Here is a 22,651-nt window from a genome sequence, read left to right on the forward strand (position 1 = left end):
CGGGTATACGACCCCTCCATCGTCCCATGAGCGGCGGCCTCGGTCCGGTTTGGGAGGCCGGAGCGGCTGCTGGTAACCTGGTCCACTGTGCTTTGTACGTCTTCCGGCGATCGCCTTCCGACGCATGAGGCACTCATCGAAATCCAACGAACCTGTAAAGGCTCTTTTCGTGGCGAACATCAAGTCCCAGATCAAGCGGAACAAGACCAACGAGAAGGCGCGCCTGCGTAACAAGGCCGTCAAGTCCGCGGTCAAGACCGCTGTCCGCGCTGCCCGCGAGGCCCTGCTCGCCGGTGACGTCGAGAAGGCCACCGCCGCCGTCGCCGCGGCCGGCAAGAAGCTCGACAAGGCCGCCAGCAAGGGTGTTCTGCACAAGAACGCCGCCGCCAACAAGAAGTCGGCGCTGGCCAAGCAGGCTGCCGCTCTCAAGGGCTGAAGTCTCATCGGGGCATGAGCCCCGACCCGCCGGTACGGATCAAGCGGCCCCTCTACCGCTCCGGACCGGCACCCCGCCGCCCCCGGTCGTTCGCCACGCGGGTGCGGCATGAGCCCTCCGGGGCTCGCTGAACGATCCGAAGGCCCGGTGCCTGCCCTTCCCCAGGGCGGCACCGGGCCTTCGGGGTTTTCCGGGGGCGCTGCACCGTTCGGGGGGGCTGCACCGTTCGGGGGGGGCTCCGACGCTGGCTTCGGGGGGCGCTGACCTTCCGGAGGCTCCGACCCCTCGAGGGCTCCGGCCTTCTGGGGGCTCCGACCCTTCGGGGGCGCCGGCCTTCCGGGGCACCGGCCTTCCGAGGGCTCCGACCCTTCGGGGGGGCTCCGATCATGAAACGCCGGACAGGCCGGTATTCGGCCCGTCCGGCGTTCGAGGGCACCGCGCGTCGGCGTGAAGAACGTGAAGAAGGGGTGGGGGGCGCCGACCCCCGGTTTCATTTCGGAACGGACGGGGCGGGCGCCGGGGCTGAGCGCGGACTCAGCCGCGGCTGCGTGCCGCCCGCGCCACCGCCACGACCGCCTTCTCCAGGGCGTACTCCGGGTCGTCCCCGCCGCCCTTCACTCCGGCGTCCGCCTGGGCCACCGCCCGCAGCGCCGTGGCGACGCCGTCCGCCGACCAGCCGCGCATCTGCTGCCGCACCCGGTCGATCTTCCAGGGGGGCATGCCGAGGTCTCGGGCTAGATCGCCGGGGCGGGCGCCGCGCGGGGCGGAGGCGAGCTTCCCGATGGCGCGGACGGCCTGGGCGAGGGCGCTGGTGATCAGCACGGGCGCGACGCCGGTGGACATCGACCAGCGCAGCGCCTCCAGCGCCTCGGCCGCCCGGCCCTCCACGGCCCGGTCCGCGACGGTGAAGCTGGACGCCTCGGCGCGGCCCGTGTAATAGCGGGCGACGACGGACTCGTCGATGGTGCCCTCGACGTCGGCGACGAGCTGGGCGCAGGCGCTGGCCAGCTCCCGCAGATCGCTGCCGATCGCGTCGACCAGGGCCTGGCACGCCTCCGGGGTCGCGGAACGGCCGGTCGCCCGGAACTCCGAACGGACGAACGCCAGGCGATCGGCCGGCTTGGTCATCTTCGGACAGGCGACCTCCCGGGCCCCCACCTTGCGGGCGGCGTCCAGCAGGCCCTTGCCCTTGGCGCCGCCGGCGTGCAGCAGGACGAGGGTGATCTCCTCGACGGGCGCGCCGAGATAGCCCTTGACGTCCTTGATCGTGTCGGCGGACAGGTCCTGTGCGTTGCGCACGATCACGACCTTGCGCTCCGCGAAGAGCGACGGGCTGGTCAGCTGGGCGAGCGTGCCGGGCTGGAGCGCGTCCGGGCTGAGGTCGCGCACATCGGTGTCGGCGTCGGCGGCGCGGGCGGCCGCGACCACCTCCCGCACCGCGCGGTCCAGCAGGAGGTCCTCCTGTCCCACGGCGAGCGTGACAGGGGCAAGGGGGTCGTCGTTTGCAGTCTTCCTGGCCATCGCGTCAAGCATCCCACGCCCCGCTGACACTCCGGCCGCACCGCCGCGTACCCGTACCGCACGGTGGCCGCGTACCCGTACCGCGGGATGGCCGCGTACCCGTACCGCACAATGATCGGGTGAGCAGCGCTTCCCCTTACCCCGCTTCCTCCCCGTCCCCGGCCCTCGACGCCGCCGACCCCGTACGGCACCTGCTGGTGCTCCCCGACCGCGACGCCGCCGACGAGGTGGCCGAGGAGGCCGGGCAGCGCTTCCCGCTGGAGGAGACGCCCCAGATCGTGCGCGAGGCCCTCGCCGGCGAGGACGACGCCGAGGACGCGCAGTGGCTGGTGGTCGTGGAGGACCCGCACGGCGCCCTGGACCCGGAGGCGCTGCGCGAGCTGGCCGAGGAGTACGAGGGCTGGCTCGAGTCGGAGTGACCCGGCCGGGGCGGGACCCGGCCGGGGCGGGTGACCTGACCGGGGCGTGACCCGACCGAGACGGGTGACCCGACCAGGGCGTGTGGCTCGACCAGGGCGGGCCCGGCCGGGCGGTCGCGTCCGCCGGACCCTGGGCCGCCGGGCCCCCGACCCTGACCCCCTCCCCCGAGCTCCAGGACATCGAGCTCCCGGCCACCGGGCCTCAGGCCGCGCGGCCCGGGGCCCGTACCTCCGGTTCGTGGTCCAGCTCTATGCCGAAGTGCGTCCGGTACGCGGGCAGGACCTCCTCCTCGGTCAGCCGCCGCTCCTGACGGCCCGTCGCGTCGGTGGTCACGAACGTGCGGCCGCTGAGGGTGACGCGGCCGGTCGGTGTGAGGCGGGAACAGATCAGCGACTGGGTGAAGAACGCCTTCGGCGACGTGCTGTTCCACCAGCAACCGCTCACGAAGTCGACCAGCTCCCTCGGCCGCTGCTCCAGCCGGTACTGCACCTTGCCGTCGCGGAACACCTCCAGGTCGCCGTCCGCCGCCTCGGCGATCCGGAAGACGCCGCCGGGGTCGGTCTGCTCGCCCCGCTCTGCGTAGCGCAGCGGGTGGTGGGCGTTCTGGCCGAAGCCGACGTCCACCAGCCAGGGCTCGGGGGTGTCGACCCGCAGCGCCAGGTGGTCGAACGGCACCCCGAACTCGCCCGTCGGCCCCATCACCCGCCCGGCGAGCAGCGTCACCCGGAAGCCGAGCGCGGTCAGCAGCTCCGCGAAGGCGCCGTTGAGTTCGTAACAGAAGCCGCCCCGCCCACGCTCGACGATCTTCCGGACGAGCGCCTCGCCGTCCAGCACGATCTCGTCTCCCAGGTGGATGGACAGGTTCTCGAACGGCACGGTGCGCAGATGCCGGAGCTGGAGCTCGCGCAGGGCGGCCTCGTCGGGCGCGGCCGGGCGGCCGGCGCCGATACGGCGCAGATAGGCATCGGTATCGATCTTGGCAGTGGTCATGGATCAGTTATCCCTCTCTCCGGCGGCCGGGGCACAGTGACTGCGGCCGGAATCACGGTGGGTCCGGGAAAGCCGTGCCGTCCCCGGTCACGGCCACGGCACCGTCGGTGTCGGTACGCAGGACGGCCGCGCCCCGCGCCCTGAGCGCGGCGACCGTACGGGGTGACGGATGCCCGTACGGATTGCCGGCGCCGACCGGAACAACGGCCAGCCGCGGCCGGAGCTTCCGTATCAGCCCGGCGTCCTGGTGGGGTGAGCCGTGGTGGGCGACCTTGAGGACATCCACCGGGGGCAGCGTGGGGTGGCTCTCCAGCAGGGCGCGCTGCGCGGGCGGTTCGAGGTCGCCGGGGAGCAGGAGGGTGAGGCCGGCGGTGCGGACGAGGAGGGTCAGGCTGGCGTCGTTGGGACCGTCCTCGGCCACGGACGGGGTGCCCACCGGTGGGGGCCACAGCACTTCCCAGGAGAGGTCGCCGACGCTCCGCCGCTCCCCCGGCACGGCCTCCACCACCGGGACGCCCGCCCGCTCCGCCAGCCGGCGGACGAACGCGGCCTGGCCCGGCGGCCGGGCGTACGGCGTCGCCTCGATCGCCCCGACCGCCCGGCCCCGGAGGACACCGGGCAGCCCGTCGACGTGGTCCGCGTGGTAGTGGCTGAGGACCAGGAGCGGTACGCGGTCGACACCCAGGGCTCGCAGGCAGCCGTCGACGGCGCGCGGCTCGGGGCCGGTGTCCACGACCACGGCGGAGCCGGGGCCCGTGGCCAGGGCCAGCGCGTCCCCCTGCCCGACCGCGCACACGGCGAACCGCCAATCGGGGGGCGGCCAGCCGGTGACGGCCCTCGTCAGCGGTGCCGGGCGGACGAGCGCGACCAGCAGGAGCAAGGCGCAGGCGACGCAGGCCCAGGGGTGGCGGAGGATTCCACGGGCGGCGAACGCGACTCCGGCCAGCGTCACGGCCAGCAGCAGCGCGCCGGGCAGGCCGCCCGGCCAGCCGAGCTCGGCCCCGGGCAGGCCCGCGCCGGTGCGGGCCACGGCCGCCGTCCAGGACGTGGGCCAGCCGGCCAGCCGGGCGAGGGCCTCCGCGGCGGGCGGGGCGAGCGGGGCGGCGGCGAGGGCCGCGAAGCCGAGGACCGTGGCGGGGGCCACGGCCGGCTCGGCGAGGAGGTTGCACGGCACAGCCACCAGGCTCACCCTCGCCGCCATCACGACGATCACGGGCGCGCAGACGGCCTGCGCGGCCGCCGCGGCGGCGAGTCCCTCGGCGAGGCGGGGCGGCACGCCCCGGCGGCGCAGGGCCGCGCTCCAGCGGGGAGCGAGGGTCAGCAGGGCCCCGGTGGCCAGGACGGACAGCAGGAAGCCGTAGGAGCGTGCGAGCCACGGGTCGTAGAGCACGAGCAGGAGGGCGGCCGCCGCGAGCGCCGGCAGCAGGCCGCGACGGCGGCCGGTGCCCAGGGCCAGCAGCGTGACCAGTCCGCAGGCGGCGGCGCGCAGCACGCTCGGCTCCGGGCGGCACACGACCACGAACCCCAGCACGAGCCCCGCGCCCAGCAGCGCCGTCAGCCGCAGCGGGATGCCCAGCCGGGCGGCCAGGCCGCGGCGCTCGGCGCGGCCTGCCAGGTGGGGCGGGCCGATCAGCACCGCGATCAGGATCGCGAGGTTGCTGCCGGACACGGCCAGCAGGTGTGTCAGATCCGTGGCCCGGAAGGCGTCTTCGAGGTCGGGCGGGATGCGGGAGGTGTCTCCGACGACCAGCCCGGGGAGGAGCGCCCGCGCGTCCGGCTCCAGGCCGTCCGTGGCCGTCCGCAGACCCGCGCGGAGCCGGCCCGCGGCGCGCTGGAGCGCGGTGGGCCGCTCGATGACGTGGGGCGGACCCTGGCCCGCGGCCCGTACGACGACGGCGGCGCGGTCGCCCTCGCGGGAAGGCGAGGCGAGTCTGCCGTCCACCCGGATCCGGGTGGACGGCAGCAGCCCCAGCCATGACGGGTCGGCGATCACCAGGACGGGGGTACGGACGCGGACCGCGCCGCGCGTGGTGACGACGCGGGTGGCCTCCGCCTCGACCAGGGCGGCGGGCGCGGCCCGCGCGGCGCCCCGGACGCGGGGGCGGGCGGCACGGGGGTCGGCGGTCACGGTGACGTCGACGACGGCGTCCCCGTACCGCCGGGCCAGCTCGGGGAGGGGCCCGCGCCGGGTGTCGGCCGCCCGCAGCGCGCCCACCGCCGCCCCGGCCACGGCACAGAGCAGCACGGCGGCCAGTGCGACGGCCACCCCGTCCCGGCCGGCCCCCGACGACGGCGCACCGGCCCGCCGCGCCCGGAGGACGGCCCCGCAGGCCACGACCACGGCCAGCGCGGCCACGGCGGCGACGACCTCCTGACCGGCCGTCAAAGCCCAGGCGGCCCCCGCCCACGCGGCCCCCGCGGGCACCGCCAACCGAAGATCGATCGGCTGCCCGGCGTCCCCCGCCGCCACCGGGTCCGGGCCGTCGCCGGAGGCGCCGCCCGCCGCCCCTCTCACGGCCGCACCAAAGGTCGGAGGTCCGTGAGACGGCGCGTGCCGATGCCGTTGACGTGGCGGAGGTCGTCCACCGAGCGGAAACCGCCGTGCTGTGCGCGGTAGTCGAGGATGTGACGGGCGAGGACCGGGCCGACGCCCGGGAGGGCGTCCAGTTGTTCGACCGTGGCGGTGCTGAGGCTGACCGGCCCGGCGGGCGCACCCGATCCGCCCGGCGGCGGGGTGGCCGGTGGGGAGGCGCCCACCACGATCTGTTCGCCGTCGGTGAGGACACGCGCCCGGTTGAGGCCCGTCGTGTCCGTCCCCGGGCGGGCTCCCCCGGCCGCCTCCAGCGCGTCTTCCACCCGCGACCCCGCGGGCAGGTGCCGGAGCCCCGGCCGCGGCACCTTGCCCGCCACGTCCACGACCACGCCCGCTCCCCGGGCCGCCCCCTCCGAACGGGCCGGCGAGGGCACGGCCACCGGATCCGCCGACACCGCCGGCAGCCGTCGCTCCGGCGGGCGCACGGGCTCGGGGCGGCCCGTCCAGAAGTGGTGGACGGCCAACGCGCAGGCCGCGACCAGCACGACCGCGAGCGCACCCAGCGTCTTCGGTTCGATGCCGCACCGCAGCCGCACCCACAGCGGCAGCCGCTCCCCCCACGCCGACCGCCAGGAGGCCCGCCCTGGGCCGGGGGTGCCCGGCCCAGGGCCGTCCCGGACCGGTGCGGGCACGCCCGGGAACAGCGTCGCCGCGCGTTGACCCGGCGAGCTGCCGGCGAGGGCGGGAACGGGCGTCGGTCCGTCGAGGAGATCGGTCATGGCGACGACGGTAGGCGCGTTCTCGTACCTCCGCTCGAACGCCCCGAAAACCGTGGAAAACCCGTGAGTTGGGGATAACCCAGCCACTCGAACGGGGCCTACCGCGGTGCGATCACCACGCCCAGCAGCCCTGGTCCCGTGTGCGCCCCGATGACCGCCCCCACCTCGCTGACGTGCAGCTCCACCAGCCCCGGCACCCGCTCCCGCAGCCGCTCCGCGAGGAGGGCCGCCCGCTCGGGCGCCGCCAGGTGGTGGACGGCGATGTCGACGGGCGCGGCGGCGGCCCGCTCGACCGCGATCTCCTCCAGGCGGGCGATGGCCTTGGACGCCGTGCGGACCTTCTCGCGCAGCTCGATACGGCCGCCGTCGAGCTGAAGCAGCGGCTTGACGGCGAGGGCGGACCCCAGGAGCGCCTGCGCCGCGCCGATGCGGCCACCGCGCCGCAGGTAGTCGAGCGTGTCGACGTAGAAGAACGCGGACGTGCCCTGCGCCCGCTTCTCGGCGGCGGCGACCACCTCGTCCAGCGTGCCGCCCGCCTCGGCCGTCTCCGCCGCGGCCAGCGCGCAGAAGCCGAGGGCCATGGCGACCACCCCGGTGTCCACGACCCGCACCGGCACGGGCGCCTCCCGCGCGGCGAGCACCGCCGCGTCGTACGTGCCGGAGAACTCGGAGGAGAGGTGCAGGGAGACGACGCCCTCGGCGCCCGCCTCGGCCGCCGCGCGGTACGTGGCCGCGAAGACCTCGGGATTCGGTCGCGACGTGGTCACCGGCCTGCGCTTCTGCAGGGCCTGCGCGACGCACCGGGCCGAGATCTCGGTGCCCTCTTCCAGCGCCTCGTCACCCAGGACGACCGTCAGCGGCACGGCGGTGATGCCGTGTCTCCGCATCGCCTGCTGCGGCAGATAGGCCGTGGAATCGGTGACGACAGCGACATGGCGGGACATGTTCCGGAGGTTACCCGCCGGGGCCCTCCGACGGCAGTACGGGCCCCGTACGCGTGATCCTCCGGCCGGACGGCAGGACAGCGGGGCACCCCGTCAGGTAGTGCTCTCGGGGTCAGGTAGTGCTCTCGGGGCGGCGGGTCTTCTGCCAGGAGTAGCCGGGCTGCCAGGACTCGGCACCTCCGGTGATCGCGGGACGCTCGCCTGCGGCGGGCGCGGTCTCCGGGCGGCCGGCCGGGCCGGAGGCAGGACCGGCACCGGCACCACGCCCCGCACCGGCACCGGATCCGGCGGCACCCGCCGCCGTCTCCTCCGGCTCCTCCACCGTCCAGTGCCGCAGCGCTCCCGTCTCTATCCGGATCTGGCCGCTCAGCGCCTCCAGATCGTCCTCGGCGAAGCGCCGGGCGCGGTCCTGGGCCGCCCACCGCAGGGAATCGGCCGAGCCCCGGACGCGCTCCGTGCGCTCGCGCAGCCCGGGCAGGCACGCGGCCACCCTCGCCCGGTCCGGCTCGGCCTCCAGGCGCTTCAGCTCCTCGTCGAGCTCATGGCCGTGGGCGCTGAGCCGCTCGAACAGCTGGAGGGCCTCGGACAGCGAGGCGTCCTCGGGGGCGGCCTGCCGCAGCGCCTCCTGAGTGGCCCGCATCGACGTGCGCAGCGAGATCCGCAGCTCCGCGACCTCACCGGCCGGGCCCGGCTGGACGTACTGTCTCGCCTTGAGGCGGGTGTCCTCGACGGTCCGGCGGGCCTGGGTGACGGTCCGGTCGACGCCGCGCTTGACCGCGCGCACGGTCTTGACCGTGGCGATCACGCCGAGGGCCACGAGGACCGCGAAGATCAGCGCGACGATCACGGCCACGGCTTCCATGAACGCTCCTCAGCGATGCGACGGGCTCGGCAGGACTGACTCGGCAGGACTCGACCCGGGGGCGTGCCCACCCCTCCACGGTAAACGGAAAGGGCAGGCCGGGGGTTCCAGCGGAACCCTCAACCTGCCCGTAGGGACAAACCCTCACCCCGTGGGGCGAGGCCGTCCACCGCCTCCGTCACGCGGAGCCGGTACGACCCTCACCCGAGGCCGGCGCGCCGTCACGCGGGGACGATGTTCACCAGCTTCGGCGCCCGGACGATCACCTTGCGGATGCCCGCGCCGCCCAGCGCGGCGATGACCGCCGGGTCGGCCAGCGCGACCTTCTCCAGCTCCTCGTCGGAGATGGCCGGGGCGACCTCCAGCCGCGCCTTGACCTTGCCCTTGATCTGGACGACGCAGGTCACGGCCTCGTCGACCAGGTAGGCGGGATCGGCGACGGGGAAGTCCTCGTGGACGACCGAGCCGGTGCGGCCCAGCTTGCGCCACAGCTCCTCGGCGATGTGCGGGGCCAGCGGCGCGACGAGCAGGACCATGCGCTCGGCGACGGAGCGCGGGACCTCGTCCAGCTTGGTCACGAAGTTGTTCAGCTCGGTGACCTTGGCGATGGCGGTGTTGAAGCGCAGGTTCGCCATGTCCTGGGCGACGCCGTCCACGGCCTTGTGCAGGGCGCGCAGCGTGGCGTCGTCGGGCTCGGCGTCGACGACCGTGAGCTCGCCGGTGGCCTCGTCGACCACATTGCGCCACAGGCGCTGGAGCAGGCGGTACTGACCGACGACGGCGCGGGTGTCCCAGGGGCGGGAGACGTCCAGCGGACCCATGGCCATCTCGTACAGGCGCAGGGTGTCCGCGCCGTACTCGGCGCAGATCTCGTCCGGCGTGACGGCGTTCTTCAGGGACTTGCCCATCTTGCCGAGCAGCCGGCTGACCTTCTCGCCCTGGTGGTAGAAGGAGCCGTCGCGCTCCTCCACCTCGGTGGCCGTCACGGGGATGCCCCGGGCGTCGCGGTAGACGTACGCCTGGATCATGCCCTGGTTGTAGAGCTTGTGGAACGGCTCGGCCGAGGAAATGTGGCCCAGGTCGAAGAGGACCTTGGACCAGAAGCGGGCGTACAGCAGGTGCAGCACGGCGTGCTCGGCGCCACCGACGTACAGGTCGACGCCGCCGTGCGGCTGACCCTCGCGCGGGCCCATCCAGTACCGCTCGGCGTCGGCGGAGACCAGGCGCTCGCTGTTGTGCGGGTCCAGGTAGCGCAGCTCGTACCAGCAGGAGCCGGCCCAGTTGGGCATGGTGTTGGTCTCGCGGCGGTAGCGCTTGACGCCGTCGCCCAGGTCCAGCTCCACGTGGACCCAGTCCTCGTTGCGGGACAGGGGGGTCTCGGGGGAGGTGTCGGCGTCGTCCGGGTCGAAGGTGCGCGGGGAGTAGTCCTCGACCTCGGGGAGCTCCAGGGGCAGCATCGACTCGGGCAGCGGGTGGGCGACGCCGGCCTCGTCGTAGACGATCGGGAAGGGCTCGCCCCAGTAGCGCTGGCGGCTGAACAGCCAGTCGCGCAGGCGGAAGTTGACGGTCGCCTCGCCGATGCCCCGCTCGGTCAGCCACGCGGCCATCCGGTCCTTCGCCTCGGGCACGGTCAGGCCGTCCAGGGAGACGTCCGGGCCGGCCGAGGCGATGATCTCGGCGTCGTAGGAGTCGAAGGACTCGGTCCAGGTGGACGGGTCGGTGCCGCGGTCGTCGGCCGGCTGGACGACGCAGCGCATCGGCAGGTCGAAGGCGCGGGCGAAGGCGAAGTCACGGCTGTCGTGCGCCGGGACGGCCATGATCGCGCCGGTGCCGTAGCCCATCAGGACGTAGTCGGCGGTGAAGACGGGCAGGCGGGCACCGCTGACCGGGTTGATCGCGTACGCGCCGGTGAAGACGCCGGTCTTCTCCTTGGCGTCGGCCTGCCGCTCGACGTCGGACTTGGCGGCGGCCTCCTTACGGTAGGCCGCGACGGCGTCGGCCGGGGTGGCGTGCCCGCCGGTCCAGTCCTCGTGGGTGCCCTCGGGCCAGGCGGCCGGAACGATCCCGCCGTTCTCCCCGTCGGAGACGACCAGCTGGTGCTCCGGGGCGACGACCAGGTAGGTGGCGCCGAACAGGGTGTCCTGGCGGGTGGTGAAGACGGTGACCGCGGCGTCCGGGTGGCCCTCGACGGGGAAGTCGACGCGGGCGCCGACGCTGCGGCCGATCCAGTTGCGCTGCTGGAGCTTGATGGCCTCGGGCCAGTCCAGGGCGTCCAGGTCGTCCAGCAGGCGGTCCGCGTAGGCGGTGATCCGCATGTTCCACTGGCGCAGCTTGGACTTGAAGACGGGGAAGTTGCCGCGCTCGGAGCGGCCGTCGGAGGTGACCTCCTCGTTGGCCAGGACGGTGCCCAGGCCGGGGCACCAGTTGACCGGCGCGTCGGAGGCGTAGGCCAGGCGGTGGCGGCCCAGCACGTCGGAGCGCTCGGCGGCGGTCAGCTCGTTCCAGGGGCGGTCGCCCTCGACGGCGCGCTCACCGCTCTCGAACAGGGCGACCAGCTCGGCGATCGGCCGGGCCTTCTTCGCGTCCTCGTCGTACCAGGAGTTGAAGATCTGCAGGAAGATCCACTGGGTCCACTTGTAGTACTCCGGGTCGATCGTCTCGAACGACCGGCGCTTGTCGTGGCCCAGGCCCAGCCGCCGCAGCTGCGCCTTCATGTTCTCGATGTTGGCCTCGGTGGAGACCCGGGGGTGGGTGCCGGTCTGCACGGCGTACTGCTCGGCCGGCAGGCCGAAGGCGTCGAAGCCGAGGGTGTGCAGGACGTTGTGGCCCGTCATGCGGTGGTAGCGCGCGTAGACGTCCGTGGCGATGTAGCCGAGCGGGTGGCCGACGTGCAGGCCCGCACCGGAGGGGTACGGGAACATGTCCATGATGAACTTCTTGGGCCGGGCGACGACCGCCGGGTCGCCCGCCAGGTCACCGCTGGGGTTGGGCGCCTCGTAGGTGCCGTCGGCGTCCCAGAAGTCCTGCCAGCGTGCCTCGATGTCAGCGGCCAGCGCGGCCGTGTAGCGGTGCGGGGCAGCCACCTCGGCGGCGGTGTTGGTCTCGCTCATCGTCCTCAAAGCTCCATCGATCGTCGTCTCTACCTGCGGCACCTGCGGAAATGAAAAATCCCCTCGCACAGGAGGGGACGCCGCGCCGATGCCGACCGGATCTCACCGGTCGGTACTGATCAGCGCGGCCCGCTAAGCAGAAGGCGTACGGCACGCATGGGGTCAGGTTACCGCAGGGGCCGAAGGGCCCGCACGGAGGTGAGCGGCCCGGGCCCTTCCGCCCCCGGGGCGACGGCACCCGGGCGCCCCGGCGGGCACGGGGCCACGGCTCCTCCCGGCGGCGGTGGCGGACCCCCTGGGACACCCCCGGACGGCCCGTCGCGCCCGCTCGGGGGCGTCCGGGCGGGCGGGACGCGCGTCACGTCGCCCTTACGGACACCCGTTCCCCTCAGGGGCGCGCGTTCGCCCGAGGAGGCACCGGGGACGGACCGGTGAAATCCGGATCAACGCCCGTGAAAACCGGGCGTGTTGACGGGAAAAAGACCGGTGGAGTTGCCCGAGGGGCGGAAGTTCCGCCGAACGAACCGACGTTAGCAGCGCGAGCGCCCACCGCACCGGGCTTGCGGGAAGCGGACCCGGCGCCCCCGCGCGCTGCCTAGCGTGCGGGGGCATGAACCGCTTCCTCGACCACACCGGTGGAGTCCTCACCCTGGTCTCGCTCACCGCCACCGTCGTCTGGGGGCTCATCGCCGCCGACCGGCTGCTCCTCACCCCACGTGCCCGGCTGCTCGCCCAGGCCGTCCACCGGGCGACGGCGGCCGGCGCGCTCGGCTTCCTGCTCGCGCACATCGGCGTCAAGGTCGCGGAGTCCCACGCCTCGCCCGGTGCCCTGCTGCCCTTCTCCGGCGGCCTGCGGGGGCAGGCCGGGCTGATCGGGCTGGGCGCGCTCGCGGCCTGCCTTACGGTGCTCGCCGGGGCGACCGGCGCCCTGCGGCGCGTCTTCGCGGGGAAGAGTCGCACCGCCCACCTCTGGCGCGCCCTGCACGCCTGCGCCTACCCGGCCTGGTGCGCCGCCCTCCTGCACGGCCTCAAGGCCGGCCGGAGCCCGTCCCCCTGGGTGACGGCCTGCTACGCCCTGTGTCTGACGGCGGTGGCCTGCGCGCTGGTCCTCCGGCTGCGGCGCGCGCACCGCGCCCGGCCGGACGGAGCGGGGCCCGCCGGGCCGTCCGGAACAGCCGGGGCGGCCCGGACGGCGGCGCCCTCCCCGCGGCCGCCCACTGCGCTCGTACGGCCCGCCACGGGCTCCCCCGCGCCCGTTCCGCACCCCCACGCCCGGCCGCGCACGGCGCCACGGGCCGCGCGCGGTGAACGCCCCCCTTCCCGGTCTGCCGGCCGTCCTCGCCCTCGGGCGGCCGCGGCTGACGGCCGGCTTCGACTTGGCCGCCCGCCTGGACCGCCGGACCCACCTCGCCGTGCACGGCCCACCGCCCCAGCTCACCGAGGCCGAGCTCGTCACCCTCGCGGAAACGATCACTCTGCGCGGGAGGGGCGGCGCCGGCTTCCCCCTCGCCCGGAAGCTACGGGCGGTGGGCCTCGCCGCACGGCGGCGCGGCACGGGTGCGGCCGTGGTCGTCAACGGCTGCGAGGGCGAACCGGCCTGCCGTAAGGACGCGGTGCTGCTCGCCCGCGCCCCGCACCTGGTGCTCGACGGCGCCGTGCTGGCCGCCGAGGCCCTCGGCGCGGCCACCCTGGTCGTCGGAGTGACCCGGCCGGCGGCCGAGGAGTCCGTCCTGGCGGCCCTGGCGGAGCGCGGCCTCACGGACCGGCGCGGCCGCACCCTGCGCGCACGGGTGGTGCGGCTGCCCGAGCGGCTGGTCTCCGGCGAGTCCTCGGCGCTGCTGCGGGCCGCCGACGGCGGACCGCCCCTGCCGCCCGGCAGACACGCCCACGCCTCCGAGCAGGGCCTCGGCGGCGCCCCGACCCTGCTGTCCAACGCCGAGACCTACGCCCAACTCGCCCTGGCCGCCCAACTCGGCGCCGACCGCTACGCCGCCTCGGGCACCGCGGCCGAGCCGGGCACCCTGCTGCTCACGGTCTCGGGCGCGGTGCCGGAGCCCAGGGTCGTCGAGGCGCCCTGCGGGGTGCCGATGGCGCACCTCCTGCGGTCGTGCGGCGCCGGCCCCGACCTCCAGGCGGTGCTGACCGGCGGCTACCACGGGGCCTGGCTGGACGCGCCGACGGCGTACGCGGCGGCCGTCTCGCGGGAGGGCCTCGCGTCCTGCGGCGGGTCCCTCGGCTCGGGCGCCGTGCTGCCGCTGTCCGCGGGCACCTGCCCGCTGGGCGAGGCGGTCCGGGTGGCGCACTGGCTGGCCGCCGAGTCCGCCGGGCAGTGCGGGCCCTGCCGGCTCGGCCTGCCCTCGGTGGCCGGGTCCCTGGCCGACGTGGTCGCCGGGGGCGGCCGGGCCGCGCTGGAGACCGTGCGCCAGGCGGCCGGGGCCGTCCGGGGGCGCGGCGCGTGCGCCCATCCGGACGGTGCGGCCCGCTTCACCCTGACCGCGCTGTCGGCGTTCACCGACGACCTGGCCGCGCACGTCCTGGGCGGCGGCTGCGGGCGGCCCACCCTCGGGGTGCTGCCGCTGCCCCTCGCCGCCGGGGCCACCGAGGGGAGCCCGGAGAGCGCCGAGCGGCTGGCGGTGGACTGGACGCTGTGCGAGGGGCACGGGCTGTGCGCGGGCCTGCTGCCCGAGCTCGTACGGCTCGGCCCGGACGGCTATCCGGCGCTCGCGGAGGCGGGCGTACCGGCGCATCTGCGCGGGCGGGCCCTGAGAGCCGTCCGCCGCTGCCCCGCGCTCGCCCTCCGCCTCGACCGGGAGCTCGGCCGGGAGAGCTGAACGCGCACCCGGCGCAACGCAATGAGCGGGCCGCCCGTTTCCGGACGACCCGCTCATTCACTGTGGAGCTAAGGAGAATTGAACTCCTGACCTCCTGCATGCCATGCAGGCGCTCTACCAACTGAGCTATAGCCCCTTGTTTTGTTTTCCGCCCGGTTTCCCTGGCGACACGGATTACATTACACGGAGGTCCCCCCCATCTGCCAAATCGCTTCCCCGCCGGCGCCCGGACCGGGCCGGGGAGCGGGCCGGAGCGCCCCTCTTCCCGGCCCTCGGCCCCCGGCCGGTGCCGCCGTCAGGTCCCGCCGGGCCGGCCGCCGTGGTGCCCACCCGTCTCCCCGTGGTGGAACTTCAGCACCTCGCCCGGCATCACCACGAAGGGCCGCATCATCCCCATGTCCTCGTGCTCCAGCAGGTGGCAGTGGTACATGAAGCGGCCCTTGGCGCCCTGAAAGCGGCCGATGACGTTGACCATCTGCCCGGCGGGCACCTGGATCACGTCCTTCCAGCCGGCGTCACCGGCGGACACCGGGACCCGCCCGGCGAACTCCAGCGGCGTGCGCGTGCCGCCCAGGGCGGTGTCGAAGGGGCTGCCCGCCCCGGCCGGGTAGACGTCGCGGCTGAGCACCTGAAAGTCGATCAGGTGAATGTGCATGGGATGGGTGGGGCCGCCGAGGTTGAGGAAGCTCCACTGCTCCCACGCGTCGTGGGCGACCATGAAGCCGAGCGCGTCGTCGAAGGCGCGGGCGCCCCTGCGGTACGTCCGCAGCGTGCCGTCCGCGCCCTTGACCTGGATCACGCCCTCGGCGGGCACCGGGGCCCCGCCCGGCTCCACCGGGTGCATCTCCCAGAGGCCCGGGTGGGCGTCCCCCGCGGTGCCGGGCGGGGTCAGGGCGACCAGGCGGTGGCCGTGGCCGGGCGCGGTGTCGTGAGTGATGCGCCGGAACGAGCCGGAGATGACCTGCGGCAGCACGAACGGGTCCCGCACCGGCCGGGAGTCCACCCGGAACTGCATCACCTGCGGATGGGCCACCCCGGGCGCGACGTTGTCCAGCCGGACCCGGCGGCCCCGCAGCCGGCCGAAGTCGACCAGCAGGTCCATGCGCTCGGCGGGCGCCACCAGCAGCGGGCCGTCCAGCGGCACCGGGCGCGGCAGCAGCCCGCCGTCGGTGCCGATCTGCCAGGCCGCGCCGTCGACGGGCTCGCCGGTCTCCTCGTCGACCAGGCGGAGCCGGAAGACGCGGGCGTTGGCGCCGTTGAGCAGCCGGAAGCGGTACCACCGGGCGGAGACGTCCAGGTGCGGCCAGATGACGCCGTTGACGAGGGTGTACGGGCCGGTGAACGCGGCGGTGACGTTCTTGCCGTGGGCGTCCTTGCCGACGACGACGGTCTTGTGGAGCAGCCGGCCGGTCAGCCTGCCGTCCTCGTCCTGGTCGAGGTTGCGGTCCTGGAGGATCAGCGGGATCTCGTGCTCGCCGCGCGGCAGCCGCAGCGCGTCCTCCTCCTCGTCGCGGACGAGGTACATCCCGGCGAGGCCCGCGAAGACGTTCCAGCGGGTGATGTCCATGGCGTGGTCGTGGTACCACCAGGCCACCGCACGGTGGTCGTTGGGATATTCGGAGAGCTGGCTGTCGCCCGGTGAGACGGCGTTCTCCGACCAGCCGTCGTTGCCGCCGCCGGTGGGCGCGCCGTGCAGATGGGTCACCGTCCAGGGCGGCAGCGCGGCCACGTCGGCGAGCGGCGGTGCGTCGCCCCGGCCCGGTATGTCGCCCGGCGGCGGGGCGCCCGGCACGGGCGTCGCCTCCACGGCGGTCACCGGATGGGCGCCGGTGAGGCGGTTGTTCCAGGAGATCCTCAGCCGCCGGTCGCGGCGGACCTCGATCGTCGGCCCCGGGAAGTGGCCTTCGTAGGCCCACACCCGGGTGGGCGGCAGCTCCGAGTGCAGCCTGACCCAGGTGGCCGTCAGATCGATGTCGATGCCGGCGAGGGCTTCGGCGTGACCCGGGCGCAGCACCGGCGGTACGCGCAGGGCGTCGAGAAAGGGTGTGAGTCCGGCCGCCGCTTCTCCGTCGCGGACAGGACTGATCAATGTCTCGGTCACCAGGTGACCTCCGTCACTTCCCCCGTGTGCCACCGGCCGTTGCCGGCGGCAGCTTCACCCCGGAGGACGCGCCCGCGCGAAGGGAGGGTTGCCCCGGTCGGCGATCAGGCCGGGCGCGAAGGAGCCCAGGGGGGCGGTCAGGGGGTCAGGCGGTGGCGAAGGAGTAGAAGCGTTTCAACGCGCAGTGTTCGTCCAGGAGGCGGCCGTAGATGGGCTCGCCCTCCAACTCGCGGTAGGTCTCGATCGGGTCGCCTTTTATGATCAGCGCCCGCGCGCACTCCACGCACCAGTACTGGTAAGCGGAGTTGAGCGGTTCCATGTCGCGCACGATCGGCGTCCCGCTGCCGCACCAGTCGCACTTCCGGCTGTGTGCACCCATGGATCAGCCTGTTCCCTCCCCTTCGGACCCGTCCGCTCCCGGCTGTCCGATTCTGCCACGGGACCGCGTCCGAACAGCAACAATCCCGCCTCCCTGTGAGTGGGAGACGGGATTGTCCGGGTTGTGGAGCTAAGGAGAATTGAACTCCTGACCTCCTGCATGCCATGCAGGCGCTCTACCAACTGAGCTATAGCCCCGCTGTTCTCGGTTCCCCCGGAGGTTTTCCCTCCGCGTTCCCCGCGAACAAGATGAACTTTAGCCTGTGACCTGCCCAGATGTGAAATCGGGCCGATCGCGGCCCTCCGGAGCGGTCGGCGGGCCGTCAGTCGTCGTCGCCGAGGACGGGCTCCGGCAGCGTTCCGGCGTTGTGCTCCAGCAGCCGCCAGCCGCGCGCGCCTTCGCCCAGCACGGACCAGCAGCAGTTGGTGAGGCCGCCGAGCGCCTCCCAGGAGGTCGCCTCCAGACCGAGCAGCCGGCCGATGGTCGTGCGGATGGTGCCACCGTGGCTGACGACGACGAGGGTGCCGCCGTCGGGCAGCTTGCCGGCCTGGGCGAGGACGACCGGGGCGGCCCGGTCGGCGACCTCGGTCTCCAGCTCGCCGCCGCCGCGCCGCACGGGCTCGCCGCGCTTCCACGCCGCGTACTCCGCGCCGTGCCGCTCGATGATCTCGTCGTGCGTGAGGCCCTGCCACACGCCCGCGTAGGTCTCCCGCAGGGCCGCGTCGCTCTCCACCGGCAGACCGGTGAGGGCCGCCAGCTCGGCGGCCGTGGCCCGGGCCCGGCTGAGGTCCGAGGCGACGATCGCGTCCGGCCGCAGCGCCGCCAGCAGCCTGGCGGCCCGGCGCGCCTGCGCGACGCCGGTGGGGGTCAGCTCGATGTCCGTGGAGCCCTGGAAACGGCGCTCCAGGTTCCATGCGGTCTGGCCGTGGCGCCAGAGGACGATGCGCCGCCCCCTGCCGACCACGGCGCCCGTGCCGGTGCCGCGCTCGCCGCCGCTCAGCTCAGCTCACCGTCCAGGTCGGCGGCCTGCGCCTCGGCGTGCTCGGCGGCCTTGCCGCGGGTGGCGACGGCGTCGGCGGGCAGCTCGATCTCGGGGCAGTCCTTCCACAGCCGCTCCAGGGCGTAGAAGACGCGCTCCTCGCTGTGCTGGACGTGGACGACGATGTCGACGTAGTCGAGCAGCACCCAGCGGGCGTCGCGGTCGCCCTCACGGCGCACCGGCTTGGCGCCGAGCTCCTTGTTGAGGACCTCCTCGATCTCGTCGACGATCGACTTGACCTGGCGGTCGTTGGGGGCCGAGGCGAGCAGGAAGGCGTCGGTGATCGACAGCACATCACTGACGTCGTAGGCGATGATGTCGTGCGCGAGCTTGTCCGCAGCCGCCTGGGCGGCGGCCTTGATGAGCTCGATGGAGCGGTCCGTGGCGGTCACAAGCCATGCTTTCGCTAAAAAGGGTCAGTACCCGTCAAGGGTCTCACGAGCCGCCGACAGCCCTCCTGGGCATTTCGGCCCGCGTCTCCCCCGGCGCCGCCGCTCCCGCACGGCTCACGCCCCGCCCCACGCCCGCCCGGCCCTCGCGGTCCGCCCGCTCAGCCCTTGTAGTCCTTGCCCAGGACCACGGTGACGTCCGCGTTGGACGCCCCCTTCGCCTGCTTCACCGCGGCCGCGGGCAGCCCCAGGGTCTTGGCGACCTCCTTGGCCTCGGCGGCCCGGCGCTCGTCCGCGTAGGTGACCGCGGAGGCCGCCCCGGCCGGGCCCCCCGTACCGCCGTCGACCGCGGTGTACCCGCCGTTGACGAGCGTGACGAGCGCGGAACCGGTGGCTCCCTTGTTCCCTGTGGCGTTCTTCACGCTGACCCGGGGCGCGGTGTTCTTGTCGGTGTTCTTCACCGTGCCGCCCAGGACCTCCTTCACGACGCCCTCGGTCGCCTTGTCACCCAGCGTCCCGTCGGCCTGCACGGGCAGTGCGGACGTGTCGTACGAGCCCTTCCTCGCCAGCGCGGCGAGCTGCGCCAGGGAGGCGCCGAGCTGCTCGACGGAGAGCGAGGGGTCGGGGATCTGGGCGAGCGACTCCACGGTCCGCGTGGTCGCGCCGGTGTCGGCGGAGAGCTTCTTCAGCACCGCCTGCATGACCTGCCCGAAGCGCGCCAGCTGCTTGTCCGGCGCCTCTCCGGGCGCCCGGTACGTGGCGTAGGCGACGGCCATCTGCCCGCTGAGGTCCTGGGCGGCGCCCTTACGGACGACGGGGGTCTCACCGGCCTTGGCGGCGGCCACGTCGGTGTCGGTGTCCACGGCGATCCCGCCGACCAGCTCGACGAGGTTCTCCAGGTAGGGGGTGTCCAGCCGCCAGCTGCCCTTGATGTCGGCGCCGAGCAGGGTGTTCAGGCCGTCCCGGGTCGCCCCGGTGCCGTCGTCCTGCACGGACTTGCCGAGCGTGGTCGAGCCGCCGCCCTCCCTGGCGACGGCCAGCGAGTTGGGCAGCAGGACCGTGGTGCCCTTACGGGTGGTCTCGTTGTCGACCAGCAGGGCGGTGGAGCTGCCGCCGCCCTGGGTCTGCCGCAGATGGACGACGATCACGTCGCGTTTCTGCGCGCCGCCCGCCGCCACCGGGCCCTTCTTGTCGCCGGAGCCGGCGAACCACAGGTATCCGGCCACTCCGGCCGCCGTAAGGACGACGGCGACGACCAGGGCGACGACGCGGTTGCGGCCCTTGCGCTTGCGTTCGTCGCGCCGCTCGGTACGGCTCTCGCTGAACTTGAGCCAGTCGATGACGTCCTCGGAGTCCTCGTCCGGCTCCTCGATGAAGGAGAACTGCTCGGTGCGGTACTCCGGCGCGGGACGGGCCCCGGGCTCCGGCCCAAAGGCCGTCCCACGGGCCGGGCCGGTCTCCTCGGGGGCGGGCGGGCCGGCCTGGCGCGGGATCCACTCCTGCCGCTGTTCCTGGCCCTGTCCCTGGCCCTGTCCCTGGCCCTGTCCCTGGCCCTGTCCCTGGCCCTGGCCCTGGCCCTGGCCCTGGCTCTCCGGCCGCGGGTCGGCGTAAGGGGTGGTGTGACCGCTCTGGTGACCGCCGTAGCCGTAGCCCTGCGCCTCGACGGGCTGCTGGAGCGGCTGACCGTAAGGGTCGTACACGCGCTCCGGGGCGTCCGGCCGGTACACCGGCTGACCGTAGGCGTCGTAGCCGTACAGCTGCGGCTGCTGTCCGTACGGGTCCTGCGCGTACGGATCCTGTCGGTCGTTCACCAGTGCGCCCCTCAGTGCCCTGTCAGTCGCGGTAGAGCTTGCGCTTGTCGATGTAGCGCACCACGCCGTCCGGCACCAGGTACCAGACCGGGTCGGCCTTCGCCACGCGCGCGCGGCAGTCGGAGGAGGAGATGGCGAGCGCCGGCACCTCGACGAGCGAGACGCCGCCCTCGGGCAGCCCGGGGTTGGCCAGTATGTGGCCGGGCCGGGTCACGCCGATGAAGTGGGCCAGCGAGAAGAGCTCCTCGGCGTCCCGCCAGGTGAGGATCTGCGCCAGCGCGTCGGCGCCGGTGATGAAGAACAGGTCCGCGTCGTCGTTGAGGGCGCGCAGATCGCGGAGCGTGTCCGTGGTGTACGTCGGCCCGCCGCGGTCGATGTCGATGCGGCTGACCGAGAACTGCGGGTTGGACGCGGTGGCGATCACCGTCATCAGATAGCGGTCCTCGGCCGGCGACACCACCTTGTGGCTCTTCTGCCACGGCTGTCCCGTCGGTACGAAGACCACCTCGTCCAGGTGGAACTGCGCGGCCACCTCGCTCGCGGCGACCAGGTGGCCGTGGTGGATCGGGTCGAATGTCCCGCCCATCACGCCGAGCCGCCGCTTCACGGGCCCTGTCTGCTCTCCCATGCGTGCAGACCCTACTGGGCGTGGCCGAGCGCCCGACCCGCAGGGACCGGTGCTCAGCGGTCGCGGTTGAAGCGCGTGGTGATCCAGACCAGGAGCAGCAGGATGACGAAGGCGGCACCACCGGTCATGTACGGGCTGATGCTCGGGTGGGTGTCCACGTGCTCACCCTCGGAGGCGAGGCTGACCAGGGCGGTGTGGGCTGAGGCGAAGCCAGCGGAGGCAGTCATCTTCGGCAGGACCTATCCGGGACGTAGCGGGCGGAGATTTCTGCCACATCGTATGCGGGGGCCGCCCGCGGCATCACCCCGACTCCACCTGTCGGGGCCATCTCAGGGCCATCTCAGGGTCATCGGCCTCCGGCATGACCCGATCAGTCCTTCTTGCCGTATCCGCGCAGCAGGAACCAGGCGAGGAAGGCGACGCCCACGACACCGACCACCAGGACCGTGCGGAGCACCGCGCCGGGCCCCTGGTCCCCCTTGGATACGGCGAGGATGTCGGTGAACGCGGGGTGCGCGGTGAAAGCGTTGATGTCGGGCATGTCTCCACGGTAGCCATAGCCGCGGCAGCGCCTACTGTGGGGTCGGTGACCGGGGGACGGGCCATGACGCGGCCATGACGTGGGCCGACCGACACCGATCGAGGGGGTCTTCATGAGCGACAACACCGGCGCCGGCGCGGCGGGGAACGGCTCGGGCGAGGGACGGGAGCGGGTGCCCGGCGGGCAGCGGAAGCGCTTCCCCGGCATCTCCTCGCGCGCCTACGAGCACCCGGCGGACCGCTCCGCCCTGGTGGCCCTGCGCAAGCTGAGCGGCTTCGACACCGTCTTCAAGGCGCTGAGCGGGCTGCTGCCCGAGCGCAGCCTGCGGCTGCTGTACCTCTCGGACTCGGTGCGGGTGGGCGAGGAGCAGTTCCCCCATCTGCACACGATGCTGCGGGACGCCTGTCACATCCTGGACCTGCCGAAGGTCCCGCCGATGTACGTCACCCAGGACCCGCAGCCGGGCGCCATGTGCATCGGCCTGGACGAGCCGATCATCGTGGTGACCACGGGCCTCGTCGAACTCCTGGACGAGGAGGAGATGCGGGCGGTCGTGGGCCACGAGGTGGGCCACGCCCTGTCGGGCCACGCGGTGTACCGCACGATCCTGCTGTTCCTGACGAACTTCGCCCTGAAGGTGGCGTGGATCCCGCTGGGCAACATCGCCGTGATGGCGATCGTCACCGCGCTCCGCGAGTGGTTCCGCAAGTCGGAGCTGTCGGCCGACCGGGCCGGACTGCTGGTGGGCCAGGACCTCACGGCCTCCCTGCGGGGCCTGATGAAGATCGCGGGCGGCGACCACCTGCACGAGATGAACGTGGACGCGTTCCTCGCCCAGGCGGAGGAGTACGAGGCGGGCGGCGACCTGCGCGACTCCGTACTGAAGATCCTGAACGTGCTGCCGCGCTCGCACCCCTTCACGACCGTGCGGGCGGCGGAGCTGAAGAAGTGGGCCGGGAGCCGCGACCACCAGCGGATCGTGGACGGGCACTACCCGCGCCGCTCGGAGGACAAGGACACGTCCATGAGCGACTCGTTCCGGGAGTCCGCGAGCCACTACGCGGAGTCGGTGCGGGCCAGCAAGGACCCGCTGCTGGGGCTGGTGCGGGATCTGGCCTCCGGGGCGGGTGGGCTGGGCGGGCGGCTGCGGGATTCGTTCAAGGGTGGGGCGTCGGCTCCGCCGAAGGGGGCCGAAAGGCCCGGGGAGGGCTCTGAGGGGCCCGGGGAGGGCTCTGGGCGGCCCTAGGGGCGGCCCGGCGGCTGCGAGGGCCCTGGCGGCGCGCTGAGGACCCTGCGGGCGGCTTTTCCCGAGCCCCGCCCCTTCCCGTAACCGGGGC

General features: G+C 73.9%; 20 protein-coding genes and 2 tRNA genes. 4 read left to right on the forward strand and 18 right to left on the reverse strand.

Annotated elements, in window-relative coordinates:
* Window positions 1-169 precede the first annotated feature (169 nt).
* Complete coding sequence (gene rpsT / locus AF335_RS02805; protein ID WP_102916622.1) at window positions 170-436, forward strand: 30S ribosomal protein S20; 267 nt, start codon at window positions 170-172, stop codon at window positions 434-436.
* 534 nt (window positions 437-970) lie between these two features.
* Here rpsT and holA read toward each other — a convergent pair.
* Entirely contained in the window at window positions 971-1,957 is a 987-nt protein-coding gene (gene holA / locus AF335_RS02810) for a DNA polymerase III subunit delta (RefSeq protein ID WP_102916623.1), read from the reverse strand.
* Between the two features lie 191 nt (window positions 1,958-2,148).
* Between holA and AF335_RS02815 the strand changes: the two genes are divergently transcribed.
* Window positions 2,149-2,376, forward strand: a complete 228-nt coding sequence (locus AF335_RS02815; protein WP_102917009.1) for a hypothetical protein — start codon at window positions 2,149-2,151, stop codon at window positions 2,374-2,376.
* 202 nt (window positions 2,377-2,578) lie between these two features.
* Here AF335_RS02815 and AF335_RS02820 read toward each other — a convergent pair whose 3' ends face one another.
* The 7 genes from AF335_RS02820 to AF335_RS35015 form a co-directional block, all read right to left on the reverse strand.
* Window positions 2,579-3,367, reverse strand: coding sequence for an arylamine N-acetyltransferase family protein (locus AF335_RS02820; RefSeq protein WP_102916624.1), 789 nt, complete (start codon window positions 3,365-3,367; stop codon window positions 2,579-2,581).
* 52 nt (window positions 3,368-3,419) lie between these two features.
* The gene (locus AF335_RS02825; protein ID WP_102916625.1) at window positions 3,420-5,882 is read right to left on the reverse strand and encodes a ComEC/Rec2 family competence protein; all 2,463 of its coding nucleotides are present in this window, start codon (window positions 5,880-5,882) and stop codon (window positions 3,420-3,422) included.
* Window positions 5,879-6,679 (reverse strand): ComEA family DNA-binding protein, encoded by an 801-nt coding sequence (locus AF335_RS02830; RefSeq protein ID WP_102916626.1) that lies wholly within the window; start codon window positions 6,677-6,679, stop codon window positions 5,879-5,881. Before AF335_RS02830 ends, AF335_RS02825 begins: the two co-directional genes overlap by 4 nt.
* 98 nt (window positions 6,680-6,777) lie before the next feature.
* A complete protein-coding gene (locus AF335_RS02835; protein WP_102916627.1) occupies window positions 6,778-7,623 on the reverse strand; it encodes a DegV family protein in 846 nt (281 codons plus the stop codon).
* Window positions 7,624-7,735: 112 nt separating this feature from the next.
* Window positions 7,736-8,485 carry a hypothetical protein gene (locus tag AF335_RS02840; RefSeq protein ID WP_102916628.1) on the reverse strand — a complete coding sequence of 250 codons (750 nt, stop codon included), beginning with the start codon at window positions 8,483-8,485 and terminating at the stop codon, window positions 7,736-7,738.
* 221 nt (window positions 8,486-8,706) lie between these two features.
* Window positions 8,707-11,595 carry a leucine--tRNA ligase gene (locus AF335_RS02845; protein WP_102916629.1) on the reverse strand — a complete coding sequence of 963 codons (2,889 nt, stop codon included), beginning with the start codon at window positions 11,593-11,595 and terminating at the stop codon, window positions 8,707-8,709.
* A gap of 595 nt (window positions 11,596-12,190) precedes the next feature.
* Window positions 12,191-12,409, reverse strand: coding sequence for a hypothetical protein (locus tag AF335_RS35015; RefSeq protein ID WP_146045410.1), 219 nt, complete (start codon window positions 12,407-12,409; stop codon window positions 12,191-12,193).
* A 490-nt stretch (window positions 12,410-12,899) separates the two neighbouring features.
* Here AF335_RS35015 and AF335_RS02855 point away from each other — a divergent pair, with 490 nt between their 5' ends.
* Complete coding sequence (locus AF335_RS02855; RefSeq protein WP_102916631.1) at window positions 12,900-14,426, forward strand: NADH-quinone oxidoreductase subunit NuoF family protein; 1,527 nt, start codon at window positions 12,900-12,902, stop codon at window positions 14,424-14,426.
* A gap of 63 nt (window positions 14,427-14,489) precedes the next feature.
* Here the strand turns inward: AF335_RS02855 and AF335_RS02860 are convergent.
* From AF335_RS02860 to AF335_RS34365, 10 genes are all read right to left on the reverse strand, one after another.
* Window positions 14,490-14,562, reverse strand: a tRNA-Ala gene (locus AF335_RS02860).
* Window positions 14,563-14,721: 159 nt separating this feature from the next.
* On the reverse strand, window positions 14,722-16,527 hold the full coding sequence (gene phsA, locus AF335_RS02865; protein WP_102916632.1) for an O-aminophenol oxidase PhsA: 1,806 nt from the start codon (window positions 16,525-16,527) through the stop codon (window positions 14,722-14,724).
* Between the two features lie 145 nt (window positions 16,528-16,672).
* Complete coding sequence (locus AF335_RS02870; protein ID WP_030366518.1) at window positions 16,673-16,906, reverse strand: hypothetical protein; 234 nt, start codon at window positions 16,904-16,906, stop codon at window positions 16,673-16,675.
* A 124-nt stretch (window positions 16,907-17,030) separates the two neighbouring features.
* A tRNA-Ala gene (locus AF335_RS02875) sits at window positions 17,031-17,103 on the reverse strand.
* A 125-nt stretch (window positions 17,104-17,228) separates the two neighbouring features.
* The gene (locus AF335_RS02880) at window positions 17,229-17,870 is read right to left on the reverse strand and encodes a histidine phosphatase family protein (protein WP_102916633.1); all 642 of its coding nucleotides are present in this window, start codon (window positions 17,868-17,870) and stop codon (window positions 17,229-17,231) included.
* Window positions 17,871-17,902: 32 nt separating this feature from the next.
* The gene (gene rsfS, locus AF335_RS02885) at window positions 17,903-18,337 is read right to left on the reverse strand and encodes a ribosome silencing factor (protein ID WP_087928157.1); all 435 of its coding nucleotides are present in this window, start codon (window positions 18,335-18,337) and stop codon (window positions 17,903-17,905) included.
* Window positions 18,338-18,495: 158 nt separating this feature from the next.
* Entirely contained in the window at window positions 18,496-20,145 is a 1,650-nt protein-coding gene (locus AF335_RS02890; RefSeq protein WP_102916634.1) for an LCP family protein, read from the reverse strand.
* Window positions 20,146-20,167: 22 nt separating this feature from the next.
* Complete coding sequence (nadD, locus tag AF335_RS02895) at window positions 20,168-20,773, reverse strand: nicotinate-nucleotide adenylyltransferase (RefSeq protein ID WP_102916635.1); 606 nt, start codon at window positions 20,771-20,773, stop codon at window positions 20,168-20,170.
* Window positions 20,774-20,826: 53 nt separating this feature from the next.
* Window positions 20,827-21,000, reverse strand: a complete 174-nt coding sequence (locus AF335_RS34360) for a hypothetical protein (RefSeq protein WP_170127565.1) — start codon at window positions 20,998-21,000, stop codon at window positions 20,827-20,829.
* 143 nt (window positions 21,001-21,143) lie between these two features.
* Window positions 21,144-21,314 (reverse strand): hypothetical protein, encoded by a 171-nt coding sequence (locus AF335_RS34365; protein WP_170127549.1) that lies wholly within the window; start codon window positions 21,312-21,314, stop codon window positions 21,144-21,146.
* A 112-nt stretch (window positions 21,315-21,426) separates the two neighbouring features.
* Here AF335_RS34365 and AF335_RS02900 point away from each other — a divergent pair, with 112 nt between their 5' ends.
* Window positions 21,427-22,560, forward strand: coding sequence for a M48 family metallopeptidase (locus AF335_RS02900; protein ID WP_102917010.1), 1,134 nt, complete (start codon window positions 21,427-21,429; stop codon window positions 22,558-22,560).
* The last annotated feature ends 91 nt before the right edge of the window (window positions 22,561-22,651 follow it).

Source organism: Streptomyces eurocidicus, from assembly GCF_002891295.1.
GTDB lineage: Bacteria > Actinomycetota > Actinomycetes > Streptomycetales > Streptomycetaceae > Streptomyces > Streptomyces eurocidicus.